General features: G+C 72.1%; 18 protein-coding genes and 1 pseudogene. 8 read left to right on the top strand and 11 right to left on the bottom strand.

The features are described from left to right. Positions 1-5: 5 nt before the first annotated feature. On the bottom strand, positions 6-470 hold the full coding sequence (locus ACSJJR_RS06380; protein WP_435942740.1) for a YchJ family metal-binding protein: 465 nt from the start codon (positions 468-470) through the stop codon (positions 6-8). Then, positions 467-1,864, bottom strand: a complete 1,398-nt coding sequence (locus ACSJJR_RS06375) for a M18 family aminopeptidase (protein WP_435942739.1) — start codon at positions 1,862-1,864, stop codon at positions 467-469. Before ACSJJR_RS06375 ends, ACSJJR_RS06380 begins: the two co-directional genes overlap by 4 nt. A 79-nt stretch (positions 1,865-1,943) precedes the next feature. Here ACSJJR_RS06375 and ACSJJR_RS06370 point away from each other — a divergent pair, with 79 nt between their 5' ends. Next, positions 1,944-2,654: an HAD family hydrolase gene (locus tag ACSJJR_RS06370; protein ID WP_435942738.1), complete on the top strand. Its 711-nt coding sequence runs from the start codon at positions 1,944-1,946 to the stop codon at positions 2,652-2,654. Between the two features lie 157 nt (positions 2,655-2,811). Continuing rightward, a complete protein-coding gene (locus tag ACSJJR_RS06365; RefSeq protein ID WP_435942737.1) occupies positions 2,812-3,414 on the top strand; it encodes a GtrA family protein in 603 nt (200 codons plus the stop codon). 94 nt (positions 3,415-3,508) lie between these two features. On the opposite strand, the gene ACSJJR_RS06360 is transcribed toward ACSJJR_RS06365, so the two are convergent. Continuing rightward, the gene (locus ACSJJR_RS06360; protein WP_435942810.1) at positions 3,509-4,237 is read right to left on the bottom strand and encodes a peptidyl-tRNA hydrolase; all 729 of its coding nucleotides are present in this window, start codon (positions 4,235-4,237) and stop codon (positions 3,509-3,511) included. 326 nt (positions 4,238-4,563) lie between these two features. Here ACSJJR_RS06360 and ACSJJR_RS06355 point away from each other — a divergent pair, with 326 nt between their 5' ends. Beyond that, positions 4,564-5,799: a M48 family metallopeptidase gene (locus ACSJJR_RS06355; RefSeq protein ID WP_435942736.1), complete on the top strand. Its 1,236-nt coding sequence runs from the start codon at positions 4,564-4,566 to the stop codon at positions 5,797-5,799. A gap of 25 nt (positions 5,800-5,824) precedes the next feature. Here ACSJJR_RS06355 and ACSJJR_RS06350 read toward each other — a convergent pair whose 3' ends face one another. Further along, complete coding sequence (locus ACSJJR_RS06350) at positions 5,825-6,451, bottom strand: N-acetyltransferase family protein (RefSeq protein WP_435942735.1); 627 nt, start codon at positions 6,449-6,451, stop codon at positions 5,825-5,827. 147 nt (positions 6,452-6,598) lie between these two features. Here ACSJJR_RS06350 and ACSJJR_RS06345 point away from each other — a divergent pair, with 147 nt between their 5' ends. Continuing rightward, entirely contained in the window at positions 6,599-7,645 is a 1,047-nt protein-coding gene (locus ACSJJR_RS06345; protein ID WP_435942734.1) for a DUF368 domain-containing protein, read from the top strand. Positions 7,646-7,847: 202 nt separating this feature from the next. Beyond that, positions 7,848-9,221: a tryptophan synthase subunit beta gene (trpB, locus tag ACSJJR_RS06340; protein WP_435942733.1), complete on the top strand. Its 1,374-nt coding sequence runs from the start codon at positions 7,848-7,850 to the stop codon at positions 9,219-9,221. A gap of 171 nt (positions 9,222-9,392) precedes the next feature. On the opposite strand, the pseudogene ACSJJR_RS06335 reads toward trpB, so the two are convergent. The 3 genes and pseudogenes from ACSJJR_RS06335 to ACSJJR_RS06325 all read right to left on the bottom strand — a co-directional run. Then, positions 9,393-9,512 (bottom strand): annotated as a pseudogene (locus ACSJJR_RS06335) (type II toxin-antitoxin system VapB family antitoxin); the annotation flags it as partial. Positions 9,513-9,656: 144 nt separating this feature from the next. Continuing rightward, the gene (locus tag ACSJJR_RS06330) at positions 9,657-10,547 is read right to left on the bottom strand and encodes a hypothetical protein (protein WP_435942732.1); all 891 of its coding nucleotides are present in this window, start codon (positions 10,545-10,547) and stop codon (positions 9,657-9,659) included. A 325-nt stretch (positions 10,548-10,872) separates the two neighbouring features. Continuing rightward, positions 10,873-11,844: a diaminopimelate dehydrogenase gene (locus ACSJJR_RS06325; RefSeq protein ID WP_435942731.1), complete on the bottom strand. Its 972-nt coding sequence runs from the start codon at positions 11,842-11,844 to the stop codon at positions 10,873-10,875. A gap of 247 nt (positions 11,845-12,091) precedes the next feature. Here ACSJJR_RS06325 and ACSJJR_RS06320 point away from each other — a divergent pair, with 247 nt between their 5' ends. Beyond that, entirely contained in the window at positions 12,092-13,249 is a 1,158-nt protein-coding gene (locus tag ACSJJR_RS06320; protein ID WP_435942730.1) for an MFS transporter, read from the top strand. Positions 13,250-13,309: 60 nt separating this feature from the next. Here the strand turns inward: ACSJJR_RS06320 and ACSJJR_RS06315 are convergent, their stop codons facing one another. The 3 genes from ACSJJR_RS06315 to ychF form a co-directional block, all read right to left on the bottom strand. Next, entirely contained in the window at positions 13,310-13,801 is a 492-nt protein-coding gene (locus tag ACSJJR_RS06315) for a pyrimidine dimer DNA glycosylase/endonuclease V (RefSeq protein ID WP_435942729.1), read from the bottom strand. Between the two features lie 63 nt (positions 13,802-13,864). Next, a complete protein-coding gene (locus ACSJJR_RS06310) occupies positions 13,865-15,262 on the bottom strand; it encodes a L,D-transpeptidase family protein (protein WP_435942728.1) in 1,398 nt (465 codons plus the stop codon). 247 nt (positions 15,263-15,509) lie between these two features. After that, positions 15,510-16,595: a redox-regulated ATPase YchF gene (gene ychF, locus ACSJJR_RS06305; protein WP_435942727.1), complete on the bottom strand. Its 1,086-nt coding sequence runs from the start codon at positions 16,593-16,595 to the stop codon at positions 15,510-15,512. A gap of 86 nt (positions 16,596-16,681) precedes the next feature. Here ychF and ACSJJR_RS06300 point away from each other — a divergent pair, with 86 nt between their 5' ends. Beyond that, positions 16,682-17,941 (top strand): DNA recombination protein RmuC, encoded by a 1,260-nt coding sequence (locus tag ACSJJR_RS06300; RefSeq protein ID WP_435942726.1) that lies wholly within the window; start codon positions 16,682-16,684, stop codon positions 17,939-17,941. 72 nt (positions 17,942-18,013) lie between these two features. Beyond that, positions 18,014-19,348, top strand: a complete 1,335-nt coding sequence (gene xseA, locus ACSJJR_RS06295) for an exodeoxyribonuclease VII large subunit (protein WP_435942725.1) — start codon at positions 18,014-18,016, stop codon at positions 19,346-19,348. Between the two features lie 150 nt (positions 19,349-19,498). Here xseA and ACSJJR_RS06290 read toward each other — a convergent pair whose 3' ends face one another. Continuing rightward, positions 19,499-20,509, bottom strand: a complete 1,011-nt coding sequence (locus tag ACSJJR_RS06290) for a LacI family DNA-binding transcriptional regulator (RefSeq protein WP_435942724.1) — start codon at positions 20,507-20,509, stop codon at positions 19,499-19,501. Positions 20,510-20,512 lie beyond the last annotated feature (3 nt).

The raw sequence follows: 20,512 nt of genomic DNA, 5'->3' as shown, positions 1-20,512 counted from the left end.
GCGGCTCAGCGCAGTGCCTGGTGCTCGCCGCCGACGTAGAGCCAGCGGCCGGCGCGCCTGAGGAAGGTGCTGCGCTCGTGCAGCGCGTTGACCACGGTCCCGCCGCGCCCGTCAGGTGCCTCGTAGCGGGCGGTGAGCTCGACGAGGGCCTCCTCGCCGTCGGCGGACTCGCCACCTCCCCCGACGCACTCGTGGACGGTCAGGCCCAGCCACCGCGTGCCCGGCTGGCAGTAGGGGCCGGGCGGTCGGGTGCGCGGGTGCCAGGTGCGAAACAGGTGGTCCTCGTCGCCGACGACGAAGGCCGTGTAGCGCGAGCGCATGAGCGCCTGCGCGGTGGGCGCGGGCGCGCCGTCGAGCAGCGGCTCGCAGCAGTCGGTGAAGCCCTGGCCGCTGCCGCAGGGGCAGGGGTCGGTGGGGCGCGCCCCGGCGCTGCGCACGGGCGGGACGTCGCGCCAGAGCGCTGCGCTCACAGCCCCGCCCAGAAGGCCGCGAGCGCCTGAGCGAGCCAGGGACCGTCCACGACGGCGCACAGCTCTCGCTGGGAGTGCATGGACAGCAGCGGCTGGCCCACGTCCACCGTCGTCATCCCCAGACGGGTGGACGTGATGGGCCCGATGGTCGAGCCGCAGGGCACGGCGTTGGAGGACACGAAGACCTGGTGCGGAACACCGGCGGCGCGGCAGGCCCGCTCCCAGACGGCCGCGCCCACGGCGTCGGAGGCGTAGCGCTGGCTGGCGTTGACCTTGAGCAGGGGGCCGCCTCCCAGCACCGGGCGCACGGCAGGGTCGTGCTTGTCCGGGTAGCAGGGGTGGACACCGTGGCCGGCGTCGGCGGACACGCACACGGAGCGGGCCAGGAGCGCCTCCCAGTCCTCACCCTCCAGGCCCATGCGGCGCGCGAGGCGGCGCAGCACCGACTCGAGGAAGGGTCCCGCGGCGCCGGAGCGGGTCTCGGAGCCGACCTCCTCGTGGTCGTTGGCGATGAGGACGACGGCGTCGCGCGCCGTGGCCGCCTCCCAGCTCTGCGTGCCGTCCGCGCCGACGCCCACACCGGCCGCCAGGGACTCAAGGGCCACGAGGCTGGCCTGCACGGAGCTGAGGTTGTCCAGGCGCGAGGAGGCGAGCATCTCGCTGTGGCGGCCGAGGCGCCCCGGGGCCTCGGTGGGGTAGGTGAGGACGTCGTGTGAGGCGAGCTCGGTGGGCGCGATCCCCGCCAGCTCGCACAGGTACTGCTCGACGGCGTCGGCCGCACCGCGGCTGGCGGCGTCCTCGGCACCGGCCGCCTGGCTGGACAGGGACCACAGGGGCATGAGGTGGGCCTGGCGGTCCAGGTGCAGGTCCTCGTTGACGCTGCGGTCCAGGTGCGGGGCCAGCTGGGCGACGCGCGCCACCGGGCCGGTGCGCACGAGGTGGACGGCGCCGTCATGTGTGACGAGACGGCCGGCGAGGCCGAGGTCGCGGTCGAGGAAGGAGTTGAGCAGCGGGCCGCCGTAGACCTCGGCGTTGATGAGCTGGTGTCCCTCGCGGGTGACGGCAGCGGCGGGCTTGAGCTTGAGGGCCGGCGAGTCCGTGTGGGAGCCGACGACGCGAAAGGCGGTGCCGGGGCCGGCAGCGTCGGGCAGCATCCACGCGGCGACGGCGCCGTCGCGCAGCACGTAGCCGCGCCGGGGCAGGTCCTCTCCCCAGGGGGAGGTCTCGTCCACCTGGGCGAAGCCCGCAGCCGCCAGCCGGGCAGCGGTGGCCGCTGCCGCGTGGTAGCTCGACGGCGAGGCGGTGACGAGCTCGATGAGTGAGGAGGTGTAGGCGTCCGCGTCCGTGAGGACCGCGGCCGCGCGCCCGGTGGCGTCGGTGGCGTGCTCATGCATGCGCCCAGTGTCCCACCGCCCCGCGCGTGGGCCGCCCCGGGCGGCTGCGCCGTCGGACCGTCTCGGGCAGTATCGGCCCATGCCCCGTGCCGAGACGCCTCAGCCCCTCAGCTCCCGCCCCTCAGGCCGCCCCACCACGGCCGGCGGGCCCGGCTCCCCGATCGAGCCCACCGTCCCCCCGCTGGGCACCGGCCCCGTGCGCGCCGTCCTGCTCGACGCCGACGGCGTCCTGCAGATCATCGGCACCCCTTGGCACCAGGCGCTGGCCGAGGTGGGCGGCGAGGACTTCGCAGACCAGTTCCTCGCCTCCGAGCACCCCGCGCTGGAGGGCCGCGAACCCCTTGCGGCCGTGCTCGACAGGCTCGTGCACCGTCTGAACCTGACGTCGAGCGTCGAGGACCTCCTGCAGGTGTGGTGGCGGGCGACCCCGGACCCGCTCGCCCGCCAGCTGGTGGGCGACCTCAGGGCCGCCGGGTACGTGACGGTGCTGGCCACCAACCAGCAGGTCGAGCGCATGGGGTGGATGCGCTCGCAGCTGGGCTACGACGGGCTGTGCGACATCGACGCCTACTCCTGCACGCTCGGGGTCGCCAAGCCGGACCCGCGCTACTTCGAGACGGTGGTCCGCCTGGTCGGCGTGAGCGCCCACGAGGCCCTCTTCGTGGACGACAACGCACAGAACATCGAGTCGGCCCGCACCGTGGGGCTCCGGGTCCTGCACCACCCGGCGGACGCCGGCGGCCAGGTTCTGCGCCGAGGCGTGGTCGAGGCGCTCTCGCAGCCCTCGTGAGGGGCACCTTGCGACGGCGTGAGGAGCAGCCCCTCCTCAGGGAGGACCCGGGTGCGTCCCTGATCTCATCCTGGCGGTCTTGCCGGACCGGACGGGGCAGGGAAGACTCGTCGTCGTGCGGCGCTCAGCAGGTGGCAGGCCGCAGGAGGAGGACGTGATGTCGGTAGCGGCACGGACGGCGACCGGCGCGGTGCGTGACCGGCTTCGGGGCCGCCTCGACGTCCTCGACGACCCCTCGCGTCGCGCCCCGCGCGCCTTCCTCAAGGTCATCTCCCGCATCCACCGGGTCCTGCCCCGGCGTCTGCGCGCCCTCGTGCCCGTGACCTTCATCGGCTACGCCCTCATCAACGGCTCCGCCTTCGTCATCGACATCTGCCTGCTGTGGGTGATGTACGAGCGGCTGCACTGGTTCTACCCGCTGGCCGTGACCCTCGGCTACCTCGTGGCCGGAGCCTACTCGCTAGTGCTCAACCGGTGGCTCAATTTCCAGTCCCACGGCTCGCTGTCCTCTCAGGGCGGCCGCTACGTCGTCGGGCTCGTGAGCCAGTACGCCATCTTCATCGTGGGGCTGTCGAGCCTCCTGCACCTGGCTGGTGTCAACGCCGAGCTCGCACGCGTCGTCTCGGCCTGCTGCGAGGGCCTGTACCTGTACACGCTCATGCGCCTGTGGGTGTTCAGGGGTACGCCTGAGCCGGTGGAGGAGGCCGAGCCGGTGCAGACGGAGGCTGCCGTGAGCGTGTCCTCCGCCGTCGCCCTCTGAGTCCCGCAACCCGGGCGCAAGGCCTGCGTCCCGTTCGTCCGTGGCCCCGGCGGCCGGCCAGGATCGCGGACGAACGGGATCCATGGGCGACACGTCACCAGAAGGCGCGGGTCGTCTCCGTCGGCCCCTCGAGCTCGGTGAGCCCTGCGTCCGTGACCGAGACCGGACGGGGCGTCGAGCGCCACGAGCCGGGCCCGGGCAGGACGACGCGCACGCGGTAGCCGTCCGCGGCCCAGGCGCTGCGCAGGCTCGATGGCATCTGCGGGCTCTGCCAGGCCAGCTGGGCGGCGTGGGCCACCTGGGCGCAGAGCTTGCCGGAGGTCATCTCGTGCAGCGGGGTCACCTCGATGGTGACGAGCGCTCGCTGCGAGGTCGAGGCACTGCCCAGGGCCAGCAGCTCCTCCGTCCGGCACGCACCCCCAGCCCGGTGGACCGCGGCGGTGACCGCAGCAGGCGGGGGCGGCAGCTCGTCGCCGTGGGGGAAGTGCGTGCCCTCGACCTGCGTCTTGGCCAGTGCCGCGGGCAACGGGCGCACGGGGGCCGGGACGAGGGCGCGGGCAGCGGCGGGGGCCCAGCCCAGGGGGCCGTCCTGGGTGACGGTGACTCCTGGCAGGCGCTGGACCTCGTCCCAGCGTCGGCCGCGGGCACGGCGCACCAGCTTGCGGATGCGCCCGTCGTGCCAGTAGCTAACGGCGTCGTGCCAGGGCCCGCCGGGGGCGGCCTCGGCTGAGGCGAGCAGGGCGACGACGGCGCGCGCGGTGGCCTCGGCGACGTCGATGCGGCGCGAGGGGTGGACCTTGTCGTAGCGCACCGTGACCTGCATGCCCCACTCGGTCCCGGGCGCGACCTCGGCACCGGGGTCAAGAGGGGAGGCCGGCGGCGCCGGGGCCCCGGTCACGGCGATGGCGGGCACGGCGGCGGGTCCTGGCTGCGGGTCGGTCACGCGCCCGACCCTAGCCCCGCCCTATCGCAGGCGTTTCGCCCCACGCTCTGGCGCCGCCCGTGCCCGGAGGCACCCAGGCCCCGCCCCGGCTGGCGCTCCTCCCCCAGGAGGACGACAGTGCTCCTGCTGCAGAAGGACGCCGCACCGGTGGCAGATCGTCTCCGCGGCCCATCCAGTGGACCGGTGCACAGCCATAGCGTGAGATCATGACCGATCACCTCACCCCTCAGGTCCCCGGACCCGGCTCCCCTGCCCCCGAAGGCCCCTCACCCGTCTCCAGCACCGCGCCGGTGCCACCCGCGGGGGTCCCGGCCCCCGAGGCCACGCCGCCAACCCTCCTCAACGGAGCCACCGTGCACGGGCTTGGGGGCATCAAGCCGCTGCGGCACCCTGCCGAGCTGCCCCTGCTGTGGGCGAGCGTCCTCCTCAGCGGGCTGGGCCTGGGCCTGTGGGCCGTGCTGTGCGGCTGGCTCCTCACCGTGCCGGAGCCCACCGGCTGGCTCGCTGAGGTCCGCGAGTTCCTCGTCGGGGACGCCACGTCCTACGGGGCGCAGTTCCTCCTCTTCGTCCCCCTCATTCCCGTCATCGTGTGGGTCGTGCGCGCTCTGCTCTACGCTCAGCAGCGCTCCCTGGCCGTCCAGATGAGCCCCACCCAGTTCCCCGAGGGGTACCGGATGGTGGTCGAGGCGGCCCAGCACTTCGGCCTGCGCCGCGTCCCGGACGCCTACGTCGTGCTCGGCAACGGCACGATCAACGCCTTCGCCTCAGGACACGGGTTCAGGCGCTTCATCGTCGTCCACTCAGACCTGTTCGAGATCGGCGGCAAGGCACGCGACCCCGAGGCGCTGCGCTTCGTCATCGGCCACGAGGTGGGCCACCTCGCAGCCGGGCACGTCTCCTGGTTCCGGATCGTCGCGACGATGCTGGCCTCCAACATCCCCCTCCTCAGCCAGGCCCTGTCGCGTGCCCAGGAGTACACGGCGGACAACCACGGCTACTCGGTCGCGCCCGAGGGCGTGCCCGGCGCCATCGGGCTGCTGTCCGGCGGCAAGTACCTGGGCGCGCAGGTCAACCTGCACGCGATGGCGGACCGCGCCGCCCGTGAGAAGGGCCTGTGGCTGCACCTGGTGGTGTGGGGCTCCTCCCACCCCGTGCACACGTGGCGGGCGCACGCGCTGCGAGACCGACGCGCCCCCGGCCGGATCATGCGGCGGCCCAAGGAGTCAACGGCCTGGTTCCCGCCGGCAACTGCCACGGGCTCGTCCGCCTCTGCGCAATGGCCGACTCCGGGCCAGGCCCTGGCCATGCTGGACGCCTACGGTCCGCGCACGGACGAGGAGCAGTTCGGCCGCTACCCGGGCGTGGAGTACACGGTGCCGCGTGACGCCCTGAGGCTGGCGGACCCGACGCCGGTGCCGACGTCGGCCCCCACCCAGCCCTGAGTCAGCGTGGGCGCGGGCACCGGACTCAGCCGGGGCAGACGACGGCGAGCACCACGCCGCCCTCGGGCATCTCCATACCCGCGAAGGTCCGCCTCTCCTCGACCCTCTGGAAACCGACGGACATGTGCATGGCGACCGCGGCGTGGTGGGTGGCGTCCACAAAGGTCTGGAGCACGGCACCCGGCTGGAGCGCGCCGACCTGCCGCACGAGCTCGGCGAGCACGGCCCGCCCGATGCCCCCGCGCCTGACGTCGGGGTCGGTGAGCAGACCGGTGACCATCCAGCCGTCCTCCTCGAACATACCCTCGGGCAGGAAGAAGGCACCGGAGAGCGCGACCGGGACCGCCAGGGAGTCGGCGTCCTCGTCGTCGGCGCTGACGTCCTCAGGCGTGAGGGTGGCGATGACGAGGGCCGGCAGGTTCTCGATCATGGTCGGTGCCTGCTGCCTCGCCTGGTCAACGCTCGTGCCCGCGCGCAGGCACAGCAGGCGGGCGACGCGGGCGGCATCCTCTGGCCGGGCGGCGCGCACCGTGAGCCGCCCCCGCGGCTCGGCGGCCGCAGCACCGCCCTGGGCAGCAGGGGCACCGCCGCGCGCGTCGATGGTGACGGCGCCACGCGGGTCGTGGTCTGGAGTGTTGAGGCTGCTGGTCACGGGGCCACTGTCCGCCGCCGGCCCGGGACCTGGCAACTGCGGCGCGACACCCCGGGCCGCGACACGTCTCACGCCAGGCACACATGACGCGCACAGGATCAGCCCCTAGCGTCGTCGCTGACAGCGCCCGAGCCCAAGGAGACCCGTATGACGCCCACCGCCCCCGCCCCTGCCCTGCCCCAGGGCCAGACGGTCGGCACCGCCGCGCCTGGCGAGCACGCCCCGCGCCGGCGCACCACCGTCCTGGGCAACGTCGTGCGCGGCGCCCTCATTGGCGCGGTCGAGACCGTCCCCGGCGTCTCCGGCGGCACGGTCGCGCTCGTCGTCGGCATCTACCACGAGCTCATCGGCTCCGCCTCGTCCCTCATCTCCGCAGCCAAGGTGCTCCTCACCGGCCCTGACCGCGCCGCCGGCGCCCGTGCCCGCCTCGCCGAGGTGCAGTGGCGTGTGCTCCTGCCCGTCATGGCCGGGATGGCGGCAGCAGTCCTCACCGTCGCCGGCCCCATGGCCGACGCCGTCGAGCACCACCCCACGCTCATGCGCGGCCTCTTCCTGGGGATGGTGCTCGCCTCCGTGGCCGTGCCGGTGCGCATGGTCACCTCCTCCATCGGGGCCGTGCCTCTCGGGGCACGCACACGCCGACAGCACCCGCTGCGTCTGCTTGCCGTCGGCGTCGTCGCGGCCCTGCTGACCTTCCTGCTCGTGTCCCTGGAGCCCACGAGCCTGACGCCGCACCCCCTCGTCATCGTCGTCGCGGCGACCATCGCCGTGTCCGCCCTCGTCCTGCCGGGGCTGTCCGGCTCCTTCCTGCTGCTCACCCTGGGCCTGTACCAGCCGACGCTGCGAGCCGTGGACAGCCTCGACCTGGGCTACCTCGGGCTCTTCGCGCTGGGTGCCGTCGTTGGGCTGGCACTCGTCGTCAAGGCCCTGCAGCTGCTGCTGACCCGTTACGAGGCCATGACCCTGGCGGCGCTGGCGGGCCTCATGGTGGGCGGCCTGCGCGCGTTGTGGCCGTGGCAGTCCGACGACGGCGCCCTGCTCGCCCCGGACGCGCACCTCGGGGCGGTCGTGGGCCTGGGGCTCGTGGGCTTCGCGGTGGTGCTGGGACTCGTCGTCATCGACACGGTGGTGACGCGGCGAGGCGCGGCACCGCAGGTGCGTCAGGAGATCACCCAGACGCTGGCCACCGGTTGAGCACGCCTTGCCCCGCCGGACGACCGGCCCCTAGCATCACCGCCATGTGTACAGCACGTGGATCGTGGCGGCGCGCCTGACCCGGCGAGCCCTCACATCTGCGCACCGACCACCCGGCTCGCTCCTCACCTGAGGCTGCGGGCCGGTCGCGTGTCCGGCGGACCCTGCGTCGTCGCGACCCATGACCGAGAAGGACCCACCCATGACCAGCGACCAGACCCCCGCGGTCCAGACCCGAGACACCCTCATCCCCGCCTTCTTCGGCGAGTTCGGTGGACAGTACGTGCCCGATGAGCTCCTGCCCGTGCTCGACGAGCTCGAGAGGGCCTACGTCGATGCCATCGCGGACCCCACCTTCCTCGCTGAGCTCGACCGTCTCCAGCGCGAGTACCTGGGACGCCCGACCCCCATCACCGAGTGCGCCAACCTGCCCCTTGAGGGCCACGGGCGAGGCAAGGCGCGCATCTTCCTCAAGCGTGAGGACCTGGCCCACGGCGGCGCCCACAAGGGCAACCAGGTGCTGGCGCAAGCCCTGCTCGCCAAGCGGCTGGGCAAGACACGGCTCATCGCGGAGACCGGCGCCGGCCAGCACGGGACCGCCACCGCCATGGTGGCCGCTCTCATGGGCATGGAGTGCACGATCTACATGGGGGCGACAGACGTGGCCCGCCAGCAGCCGAACGTGCGCCGTATGCGCCTCATGGGCGCCAAGGTCGTGCCGGTGACCAATGACGAGGGCGGCTCCATGTCCAACGCGATCGACATCGCGCTGGGCGACTGGGTGGAGAACCTGGCGACGACGCACTACCTGCTGGGCTCAGCCTGCGGGCCGCACCCCTTCCCGACGCTCGTCAAGGAGTTCCAGTCGGTGATCTCCCGCGAGACGCGTCAGCAGATGCTCGAGCGCACGGGCCGTCTGCCGGACTACGTGGTGGCGGCGGTCGGTGGCGGCTCCAACGCGATCGGCGCCTTCGCCGAGTACCTCAAGGACGAGCCGGGCAACGCCGAGGTGCGGCTCATCGGGGTGGAGCCGGCCGGCGAGGGCCTGGACACGCACCGTCACGGGGCCCCGCTCAACCGCGGTGAGATCGGCATCCTGCACGGCTCACGCTCCTACGTGCTGCGCTCGAGCGACGGCAACGTCGGCGAGTCCTTCTCGGTGTCCGCGGGCCTGGACTACCCGGGTGTGGGCGCGGAGCACGCCTGGCTCATGCAGACGGGCCGGGCCGAGTACCTGGGGATCGACGACAACGAGGCCCTGCAGGCCTTCCGCATGCTCAGCCGCTACGAGGGCATCATCCCGGCGCTGGAGTCCTCGCACGCGCTGGCGCAGGCGCTCAAGATGGCTGAGGAGCTGGAGGCCAAGGGCTACGACGGCGAGCCCGTGAACATCCTCGTCAACCTGTCGGGGCGTGGGGACAAGGACATGGAGTACGTCCAGAACGTGCTCGGCGACCTGCTGTTCGAGGACCCGGTGGCGGTGCCCACGCGCGGTCTCAAGATCTCCGAGATCCTCAAGATGATGACGGCCGAGTCCAACGCCCGTGAGACGGGGCGCACGGTCGCGCACCACTGAGTGCTGCTGCGGACGGCCGCTCGCACCGTGGCGGGCGGCCGTCGGGCTCGGATGAGCGCAGGCGATCGATCCAGGCGCTCGTGTTGACGAGGACCATGCAGGTTCCTCACATCGACGTCGTCCCGCCTGAGCAACGGGGTCGGATCCTCCGAGCCGCGCCAGGCGGCGCGTGCTCTCCACGCGAACCAGGGTCTCTACGGCCTCGCGCACGAGCGCAGAGCGCTCGTGGATGCCGGTGAGCTCAGCAGCCTGTTCGAGAAGATCGTCCTCAATGGTGATCGTCGTGCGCACCTTCGCCTCACCGCATCAGGCTCGACATCTCATGAGGTCCTTCCCGATGCGGTGAGGCGAGCAGGTGACGGGGCTCGAGCCACGTGCTCGTGCCGCCCGGGACAGCTCGATGGCGTTCCGGCCGGCGACGCCCTCGACGCCGGGCTACTGCTCCGTGGTGACCGGCTCGACGCCGGAGCCATTCACGTGCTCATCCGACTCGATGTCCACGCCGCGGACATGACCGGGATCGCATTCCACGCGTCCACCGGACACCCGCGGAGTTCTGCGGGTTCCGCTCGCATCTGGACGTGCGCTCGGCGTCATGTCCGCTGCGTGGACACCAGTGCCGCTACGGCGTAGTCGGCCGTGTCCGTTCCCGGCGCGACGGCGCCTCCAGGTGTGCAGACGCTGCGCTTGGATGCCGGGGTCGATGGCGTGCACGATGTTGTTGCAAAAGGTCTCGCACTGAAGCTTGAGCAGATCGGTGTTGTCAGCGACGTGCTGGTCCTTGGCGTCACCGCTGAAGATGTCGTTGACCATCTGCACCTGGTCGATTCCCGGGGAGATACCGGACAGCACCTCACCGTCAACGAACAGGGTCTCGAATGACGGGTCGCTGTAGGACAGGAACCGGAAGGAGGGCACGGTGATCGTGTACGCCGACTCGCCCGTCTGCTCGATCGTCACCTCGAAGCCGTCGAAGCCGACCTGCGCATCGAAGCTGTACTTGATGTGGACAGTCTCCTTGGTGCCGGGGGACGGTCCAGATGCTGATGTGGGCCCCGCCCCCCCGGAGCGCGACATCAGTCCCGTGACCTTGAGGCTCAGGAGGGTGACGTCCTGCGCGAGCTCCAGGGAGTGCACCACCTGAGTGTCAGTGGTCTCGGTCGTGTCACTGACGGTCTCACTGGGTGATGTCAGCACCCACGCGGCGGCACCGGCGCCACCGCCAGGACCCAGCGCGAGAGCTAGAAGAGAAATACCGATGGTTGTTCGAATCCGCACGATCAATGCCGCTTTTCCGGTGAGACGAGTGGAGACGATGCGGTACACGCGGGCACAGGTGTTCCTCATTGGCGAGTGAACGTCTGGTTTCGGGAAAGAGCTGTTGGGGGACAGCTCGCGGCGCAGACACAACCTCACGACGGCGCCGCCACTCATCTTCCTGAGGGTCCTGCGCCAATCCGGCCTCAGACAGTGTCATGCGCACGAGCCCCGACCGACCGCGCGGCCCGCTCACAGGGCCGAGGGCTTCGGCACGAACCGCGCCGCCTCACGGAGCCCATCCTCCGCACCCGCCCGGGACCCCGGCATCCGGGCCGCGCCGGACCACCCAGCCCGGCGCGGCCCTGCTCAGCTCACAGGAGGTGGGCCCGCCTCACAGGAAGCTGGCGCGCAGCTCCTCCGGGCTCCGGGGGGACAGGTCCGCGAGCGTGACGTCGAAGACGGTGCGCGCACCGCTCTCACCGCGCGCCGCCATCCTCACCACGGCGCGGGCGACTGCCACCAGCACCGCACCGGTGAACTCGGGGTTGGAGTCCAGGGCCAGCTCGAAGCCGATGGTCTCGTGGACGCCGTCGGAGGTGCTGGCGCGGCGGATGACCTGCCCGCCGTGCGGGATGCCGGAGTGCCCCGCGGCCAGCTCCTCGGCGGTGACGAAGGTGACGGTGGTGTCGTAGTCGGCGAAGTAGTTGGGCATCGCGACGATCTCCGCCTCGATGGCCGCCTTGTCCGCACCCTCGGCGGCCACGACGTAGCAGTCGCGCGTGTGCTTGTCGCGGGTGGTGAGCCCGGCGGCGGAGCCGGTCTTGGCCTGCTCAACCGCTGCCGGGACCGGCAGCGTGTACTGCTTGGCGTCCAAGACGCCGTCGATGCGGCGCAAGGCGTCGGAGTGGCCCTGGGAGACGCCGGGCCCCCAGAAGGTGGTGGTCTCGCCGTCGGGCAGGACGGCGTCACCGAGCACCCGCAGCATGGAGAACAGGCCCGGGTCCCAGCCGGCGGAGACAAGGGCGATGTGGCCGGCAGCCTTCGCGGCGTCGTCGACGGCGGCGAAGTGCTCGGGAACGCGCGCGTGCGTGTCGAAGGAGTCAACCGTGTGGAACAGTGCGGCGGCGGAGGGGGTCTGCTCCATGAGGTCGGTGGCGGAGCCGCCGCAGTTGATGCACACGTCCACCTTGCCGACCCACTCGGCGGCCTCGCCAAGCCGGGCGACGGGGGCCCCGAGAGTGGTGACCTGGGCGGGGTCGCGCCGGGTGAGAACGACGGCGACCTCCATGTCCTCGGTCTTGCTCACGGCCTGCTCGACGCCGCGTCCGAGGTTCCCGTAGCCGTTAATCGCGACCCTGATCATGGTGTGCCTCCTGGTAGACGTTCCGGATCGGCCGACAGTCTCCCACCTGGATGTTTCCGCAAGGTCATGCGTCTCACGCACGACGGCGAGGCCATCGTCACCCCGGGTGGCTCACCGGCCGCTGCGCCGGAGACCTGCGCGTCCGCCCCGCCCGGGGCGGACGCCGGGTCGTATGGGCGACCAGCAATTGAGCGACCACTCGATTAGCATCGTCCTGCCCTAACCCTCGCGCCCCGGAGACACCGTCGTGTACGCACTGCTGCTCGCGATCATCTACCTCGCCTTCGTCAGCCTCGGCCTGCCGGACTCTCTCGTCGGCTCCGGCTGGCCCGTCATGCACGAGGACCTGGGGGTGCCGACCTCTTTCGCCGGCATCGTCAGCGTCGTCATCTCCATGGGCACCATCGTGTCCTCGCTCAGCTCCGACCGGCTCACGCGGCGCTTCGGCGTCGGCCTCGTCACCGCGGTGAGCGTCGCCATGACCGCCCTGGCCCTGCTCGGCTTCTCCACCGCCTCCCAGTTCTGGATGCTGCTGGCCTGGGCGGTGCCCTACGGGCTCGGGGCAGGCGCCGTCGACGCCGCACTCAACAACTATGTGGCGCTGTACTACAACGCCCGCCACATGAACTGGCTGCACTCCTTCTGGGGCGTGGGGGCCTCCATCAGCCCCTTCATCATGAGCTTCGCCCTGTCGTCGGGCAGTGGCTGGGCGGCGGCCTACTCGGGTATCGGTTGGCTCCAGGTCGTGCTGGCGGCCTTCCTCTTCGTCACCCTGCCGATGTGGCGCAAGGTCGCCACCACCCACACGGCCGCCGCGGGCGAGGCACCCGAGGCGAAGGCGGTGTCGCTGGGCGGGGCCCTGCGCATCCCGGGCGTGCCCTGCGTGCTGCTGGCCTTCTTCTCCTACTGCGCCATGGAGATGACGGCCATGCTGTGGGGCGCCACCTACTTCGTCAACGACCGGGGCTTCGACCCGACGCTCGCGGCACGATTCGGCGCCTTCTACATCCTGGGGCTGACCGCGGGACGCTTTCTCGCTGGTTTCGTCGCGGACCATCTGGGCGACCGCACGCTCATCCGCCTCGGCTTCTCCCTGGCGGTTCTCGGCGCGCTCGTGCTCGCGCTACCGCTGGGCAGCGTGTCCTTCGCCGGGCTCGTGCTCGCGGGCGTGGGCTCGGCCCCGGTGTACCCGGCGATCATCCACTCCACGCCTGCGAACTTCGGGCGGGAGCACTCGCAGGCCATCGTCGGCATCCAGATGGCGGCCGCCTACACGGGCTCGACGGTCATGCCGCCGCTGTTCGGTGTCCTCTCCTCGGTGACGGGGCTGTGGATCTTCCCCTTCTTCCTCATGGCGCTCGGGGCCCTGGGCCTGGTCATGTCGGAGCGGCTCCGACGCCGGTAGGAGCAGGGCAGTGGCTTGCGTGGGCTTGGCGGCCCTTGTCGGCCACACGGGAGCGATGTCTCACCGAGTGGCACGTTCCCAGGGCTCGGCTGGGCCCTCGACGACGACGAAGAGGGGGTGCGGCGCCGCCCGGTCCAGGCGCGTGAGCCACTGGGGAGCACGCACGCTCACCTTGCGACGCAGGTGGTCGAGCTCGAGCGCCAGCTGTCCGCTGGTGACCGTGAGGCGGCCGTCAGGTGCGGGTTGGGCGAGAACGAGCTCGCGGCGGAAGTGGTAGCCGCGGCGGTCCGCCTCGTCGGCGAGGCCGTGCAGGTAGGCGGCGATCAGCGTCTCAGAGTGGTCGGCGGCCGGCCCACTGCCACCGGAGTTGTGAGCAGCGGCGGGGCAGACGGCGGCGCCAAGGTCAGCCTGCCGGAAGCGCGTGAGCTGGGGGTGGTGACGGTAGCCGACGGTTTGGCCCCGCAGGACCTTCTGCGCCAGCAGAGCCTCACGCCACCCAGCAACGAGGGCGGCCCGGTCGAGCAGGCTCGGGTGCAGGCTCCACAGTCTCATGGGTCCTCCTGGGCGGTATAGGTGCCTCCTGCGGACAGTGTCGCTGCCCGCCGGGGCACGGCGTCAGTAGACGACGACGTAGGTCCCCGAGGGGATATTGTCGTGGATCCACTTGGCGTCCTCGATCCGCATGCGCACGCAGCCGTGGGAGACGTGCCCGCCGAGGGTGCCGTCCTTGATCGTGTGGGTCCCCTGGTAGTAGAGGACTGAGTGGAACAGGTAGTCGCGGTGGAACTGGGTCCACCAGTAGGCGGTGTAGCCGGAGCCGAAGGAGTATCCGCGCGAGCCGATGGAGAAGGTGCCACGAACCGTGGGGGTCGCGGCCGCCCCCACGGAGCAGGGCCAGTCGTGGTGGGGCTGCCAGGCGCCGTCGCGCCAGTAGAAGGACATGCAGTGCGGCGCGCTGGTGTCCACGACGATGAGGTAGTTCGTCGGGCTGTAGAGAGTGCGCGCGTAAGCCCAGTCGGCGTCGAAGTCCGCCCGGTCGGAGACCCAGAAACCGTCCCAGGCGTCGAAGTAGTTCCAGCGTCCGGCGATGCCCCGCCACCCGGTGGCCATCGCACCACCGCTCAAGGGGTCGAGGTAGTACCAGTCGCCGCTGTGGAGCCACCCCGTGGTCATGGCTCCGCTGCTGGACAGGTGGTACCACTGGGCGCCGTCGTGCAACCACCCGGTGGCCATGGCACCCGACTCCTTGAGGAAGTACCAGGTACCACCGTAGTTGAGCCACCCCGTTGCCATCGCGCCGCTCGCCCCGAGGTAGTACCACGTGGCACCGTCACGGACCCACATCGAGGACATCATGGCGCCGGAGGAGGTGAAGCGGTACCAGGCGCTGCCGTCATGCTGCCACCCGGTGGCCATGGCACCGGAGTCCTTCAGGAAGTACCAGGTACCGCGGTCGAGCAGCCAGCCAGTGCGCATGACGCCGGTGGGCTCGAGGTAGTACCAGGCGGCGCCGTCGTGCTGCCAGCCGGTGCGCACGCCGTAGTCGGTGGACAGGTACCAGCGCCCCTCGGTGTCACGCCACCAGCCGCGTGCGATGTGACCGGTGGCGTCGAAGGCGTAGGTGACGCCGTCAATCTCCCTGACCTGGTTGGAGACCGCAGTGCCGTCACTGAGAACGTAGCTCCACCCCACGGGGTCGTGGACCCAGGAGCCGACGGTGGGCTGCGGGGCGGGCGGTTCCTCCTCCGCGGGGTCGGTCGACGGCGTCGGGTCTGAGGCAGGAAGTGAGGGCTCAGGGTCCGCTGCGGCACCGTCCTGCGAGGGGACAGCCGCACCCGAGCCTGTGGTGTCTGGGGCGCTGGGCTCGGCGGCCGGCGTCGCGTACGTGCCTTGTTCGTGGGAGACAGCGCCGGGGACGGCACCGTCGGCGGCAGCCGGAGAGACCACTCCCAGGGCGACGGCGAGCAGCACGGTGGCGACAGTGGCCGTGAGGTTGTGACGGGGGCGGGTCATCGCGTCCTCCTGGGTCGGACGGGTCACGGAGTGCTGGGGAGGGCAGCACCACCAGGCTACCCAGGGGTCGGTCACATATTCGGGTGTGAAACCAGGCGGGCACCCACCACCGCCCCGCCATCACCTCGGTGCCCGCGGGCTCCTCGAGGCCGGTGAGCAGGTCCCCACAAGCCGCTGCCGGGCGCCGGAGGAGATCTCCAGCTCGCCGGCGCGGATGGAGGCGTCGGACATGCGTCGCCAACCGGCCTCAGACGTTGAACCGGAACTCCACGACGTCGCCGTCGCGCATGACGTAGTCCTTGCCCTCCATGCGCATCTTGCCGTGGGCGCGCGCCTCGGCCACCGAGCCCTGCTCCACAAGGTCCTCGAAGGAGATGACCTCGGCCTTGATGAAGCCGCGCTCGAAGTCGCTGTGGATGACGCCCGCCGCCTGGGGCGCCGTCCAGCCCTTGCGGATCGTCCAGGCGCGCGACTCCTTGGGACCAGCGGTGAGGTAGGTCTGGAGCCCGAGCGTGTCGAAGCCGACACGGGCGAGCTTGTCGAGGCCGGCCTCGTCCTGGCCGTTCTCGTGCAGCATCTCGGCGGCCTCCTCGGGCTCGAGCTCGACGAGCTCGGCCTCGAACTGGGCGTCGAGGAAGATGGCCTCGGCCGGCGCCACCAGGGCGCGCAGCTCGGCCTGCCTGGCCTCGTCGCGCAGGCCGTCGTCGTCCATGTTGAACACGTAGATGAAGGGCTTGGTGGTCATGAGCTGGAAGGAGCGCAGCGCCTCAGCGTCGAGACCGGCCTCGCCGGCGGCAGCGGACAGCAGCCGTCCCTCCCCCAGGATCGCCAGGGCCGCCTTGGCGGTCTCCAGCACGGCCGGGTCGGTCTTCCTGCCGCGCACCTCCTTCTCCAGGCGCGGCACGGCCTTCTCGAGGGTCTGGATGTCGGCCAGGACAAGCTCGGTGACGATGGTCTCGATGTCGCTGGCGGGCTCGACCTTGCCGTCGACGTGGACGACGTCGGGGTCGTCGAAGGCGCGGGTGACCATGCAGATGGCGTCCGCCTCACGGATGTTGGCGAGGAACTGGTTGCCCAGGCCCTCGCCCTCGCTCGCACCGCGCACGATCCCGGCGATGTCGACGAAGGACACGGTGGCGGGCAGGATGCGCTCGGAGCCGAAGATCTCGGCGAGGGCCGCCAGACGCGGGTCCGGCAGCGGCACGACGCCGACATTGGGCTCGATAGTGGCGAAGGGGTAGTTCGCCGCGAGCACGGTCGCGCGGGTGAGGGCGTTGAACAGGGTGGACTTGCCGACGTTGGGCAGTCCGACGATTCCGATGGTAAGGGCCACGCCCGGAGTCTACGGGTCCGACGGCGAGGCCCGGGTCCCGCACCCGGCACCGGATTCGTGTCACACCCCTGGGGCACCCTCGTGCCATGACCTCCTCAGCCCTGCTCCTGCTCATCCTGCTCATCGGCCTGGCGGTCGGTGGCGCGCTCGGTTACGCGCTGGCCGTGGCGCGCTCGGCCGCGGCCCGGGCCGGGGGCCGTGACGAGGCCGCGCGTGCCCGTGCCGACGCCGCCCAGTGGCGGGCGCGCGCCGAGGAGCTCGCGCAGCGGGCGGCGCTGGCGGAGGAGCGGGCGGAACGTGACGGCTCGGTCCTGCGGGCACTCGCGCCTGTGCGCGCCCAGCTGGAGCAGGTGGGCGCGCGTGTCGAGCTCATGGAGCGCGAGCGTGCCGCCCAGCACGCCACGCTCTCGGAGCAGCTGCGGGCGGGAGCCCAGGCGGAGGAGGGACTGCGCCGGGCGACGACGGCGCTGGCGGGCGCCCTGCGCTCGCGCTCGAGCCGCGGCATGTGGGGGGAGGTCGAGCTCGCGCGTGTGCTGGAGGCCTCGGGGATGCTCACCCATGTGGACTTCGTCGAGCAGCGTTCGGTCGCCTCCGTGCTCGCCTCCCGTTCGGGGGGCTCCGGGGCCGCCGGGGCATCGGGCGCGCGGTCGGGCTCGGGTTCTCGTCCCGACGTCGTCGTGAGGCTCCCGGGGGACGGTTTCCTCGCCCTCGACGCCAAGGCTCCGATGGACGCCTATCTGCGGGCGGTGGGTCTGGGCGGGGCCGACGACGGCGAGCCGGATGAGTCCGAGCGCCGGCGCCTGCTCAAGGCTCACGCGGCGGCGCTGCGTTCGCATGTGGACGCGTTGGCGGCGCGCGGCTACGACCGGGCGCTGGGGGCCTCGCCCGAGCTCGTTGTCCTGTTCGTGCCGGCCGAGCCGGTGCTGGCGGCGGCACTGGAGGCGGATCCCACGCTGATGGAGCACGCCCTGGGCCAGGGCGTGGCCCTGGCCTCCCCGGCGTCCCTCCTGGCGCTGCTGCGCACCTGCGCGGCCGCGTGGGCGCGCACGGCGGTGACGCAGGAGGCCCAGGAGCTGCTCGAGCTCGGGCGCACGCTCTACGAGCGCCTGGGGACGGTGGCCGGGCACCTGGACGCGCTGGGAGCGAGCCTCACCCGCTCGGTCGTCTCCTACAACCGCACGGTCGCCTCCCTGGAGTCGCGGCTCCTGGTGACTGCGCGCAGCCTGGGATCGCTGGCAGGTGAGGTGGCGAGCCCGCGGCAGGTCTCCCCTGACGACGCGCAGGTGCGCGCACTCACCGCCTCCGAGCTCACGCCTCCCGACGGCCAGGGCGAGCGGTGTCCCTGATGCCCTCACCCGGCCTCGCCTCCGCACGCCGACGTGGACAGGCGCCGTCCGCCGACGTGGCACAGTGACCCCGTGACCCCGCAGCCCTCGTCGAGCCTCGCCGCCCAGCGTCATGACGCCCAGCGTGCCAACCCGGCCACTGTCCGCGAGCCCGCGCGGCTCGCCCGCGACACCACGCCGGACAACCCGTGGCCGCTGTCGCTGCTGTCCACCAAGATCGAGGGCTACATCGCCCGTATGACCGAGGTGTGGGTCGAGGCCCAGGTCGTGCAGGTCAACCGCCGCTCCGGCATGTCCTTCCTCACCCTGCGGGACGTGTCCACCGAGGTCAGCCTGCGCGCCGCCATGTACCGCCGCGACCTCCTCTCCTCCGAGCAGGCCATGGGCGCTGAGGTCGCCGACGGCATGCGCGTCGTCGCCCACGGCCGCCCCACCTTCTGGACCCGCGGCGGTTCCCTCCAGCTCCAGCTCGACGACGTGCGCGCCGTCGGCACCGGCGACCTGCTGGCCCGCATCGAGCAGCTGCGCCGCACGCTCGCCGCCGAGGGCCTGCTCGCCCCGGAGCGCAAACGCCCCCTGCCTTTCCTGCCCCGCACGGTGGGCCTCGTGTGCGGGCGCGACGCCAAGGCCAAGGATGACGTCATCGTCAACGCCCGCCTGCGCTGGCCGGGGCTGCCCTTCCGGGTCCGCGAGGTGGCTGTCCAGGGCGTGCACGCTGTCAGCCAGGTGACGGCCGCCATCAAGGAGCTCGACGCCGACCCGATGGTCGATGTCATCGTCGTCGCCCGCGGCGGAGGCTCCGTCGAGGACCTCCTGCCCTTCTCCGACGAGGGGCTCGTGCGTGCGGCAGCCGCCCTACGCACACCACTGGTGTCCGCCATCGGTCATGAGACGGACCGCCCGGTGCTCGACGACGTCGCCGACTACCGTGCCTCCACCCCCACGGACGCGGCCCGACGGATCGTGCCGGACCTGGCCCAGGAGACCGTCGGGCTCGACCAGGCGCGCTCGCGCATCCGCTCAGCCCTCACCGCCCGCCTCGACGAGGAGCAGACCCGCCTCGAGCGCATCCGCGAGCGCCCCGTCATGGCGGACCCCACGCTCATCGTCCGCGACCAGGAGGCGGAGCTGGGACGCACCCGCGACCGGATGCGCCGCGCCCTGGCGGCCACCATCGACCTGGCAGGAGCGGACCTCAGGGCTCACCGCGCCCAGCTGACGGCGCTGTCCCCGCAGGGGGTCCTCGACCGCGGCTACGCCATCCTGCGCAAGCCGGGCGTCGGCGTCGTCACGAGTGCGGAGGACCTGAGGAAGGGCGACCTCATCGAGGGGGTGCTCGCCCGCGGCCGTCTCGTCGCCCAGGTCGTGGGCGCCACCAAGCCCCCCACCGCCACCCCCGGCTCCTGAGCCCGGGGCAGCCCGCCGGTACGGCCCAACGCACGCCATCAGCAACAGGCCGCGCACCGTCGGTGGCGGGCCGCACGCACCGCGGCCCGCCGCCACACCAGCCGCAACGCGCAACGGGTCCACCGGGGTCGGGCCCGCCACTGGCACCGCTCACAGCCGGGGCGGTGCCACCGACCCGCCGTCGACCACCCTGCCGACGATCCGCTCATGACGCACCCCCGCCGGGCCCCGCCCGTCCGCGCCCCGCCCCTCCAGCTGCTCATAGAGCCTCTCGACCGCCCACGCCGCCATCTGCGCGTGCGGCAGCGCCACCGAGGTCAGGCGCGGCGTCAGGGAGTTGTCGATGAGCCCCATGGCGTCGAAACCGACGACGGAGACGTCCTCGGGGATGCGCAGCCCCAGGCTCAGCACCGCGAAGTACACGCCGATGGCCATGGCGTCGGAGAAGCAGAACACGCCGGTGGGCCGGTCCGGGCCCGACAGCAGCGCCAGCGCCTCGTCACGGGCGGCCTCGGCATTGGGCGCGCACTCGCGCACCACAGGATCCACACGCCCCTCACGGCACCGGGCCGTGAAACCCGCGCGACGCCCGTGAGCGGCCGGGATGTCGTCGTGGTTGCCGATCATGGCGAGCCTGCGGTGGCCGGCCGCGAGCAGCACCTCGGCGGCGCTGCGCCCGCCCACCTCCTCATCGGGCACCACCCAGGAGTAGCCGCTCTCACGCGTGAAGGCGTTGACCAGGACCGTCGGCAGCCCCCGCAGCGCCGCCGGCACCGTCAGCTCCTGGTGGTAGAAGGCGCCGAGGATGATGCCGTCGACCCGGTGGTCGCGCAGGTTCTCAATGACATGGCCGCCATCCTCGCCGGTGTCGGCGACGATGAGCATGCCCCCGTGGCGGCGCACCTCATCCTGGGCGCCGCGGATGAGACCACCCAGGAACTCGGTGGTGACCAGGTCACGGCCCACGAGGGCGATCGTGTCGGTGCGGCTCAGGCGCAGGGCCCGGGCGGACGGGTTCGCCCGGTAGCCCAGGCGCCCGGCGACGGCACGGACGTGGCTGCGGGTGGCGGGGGCAACCCGCGAGCCCTCGGGGTTGTTGAGAGCCTGGGAGACGGTCGTCACCGACACCCCGGCCTCGCGGGCCACGTCCCTGATCGTCACCCG

The sequence above is a fragment of the Actinomyces sp. W5033 genome (assembly GCF_051303165.1).
Note: the sequence above shows the minus strand (reverse complement) of the source record. Positions and strands in the feature narration are given on the sequence as shown.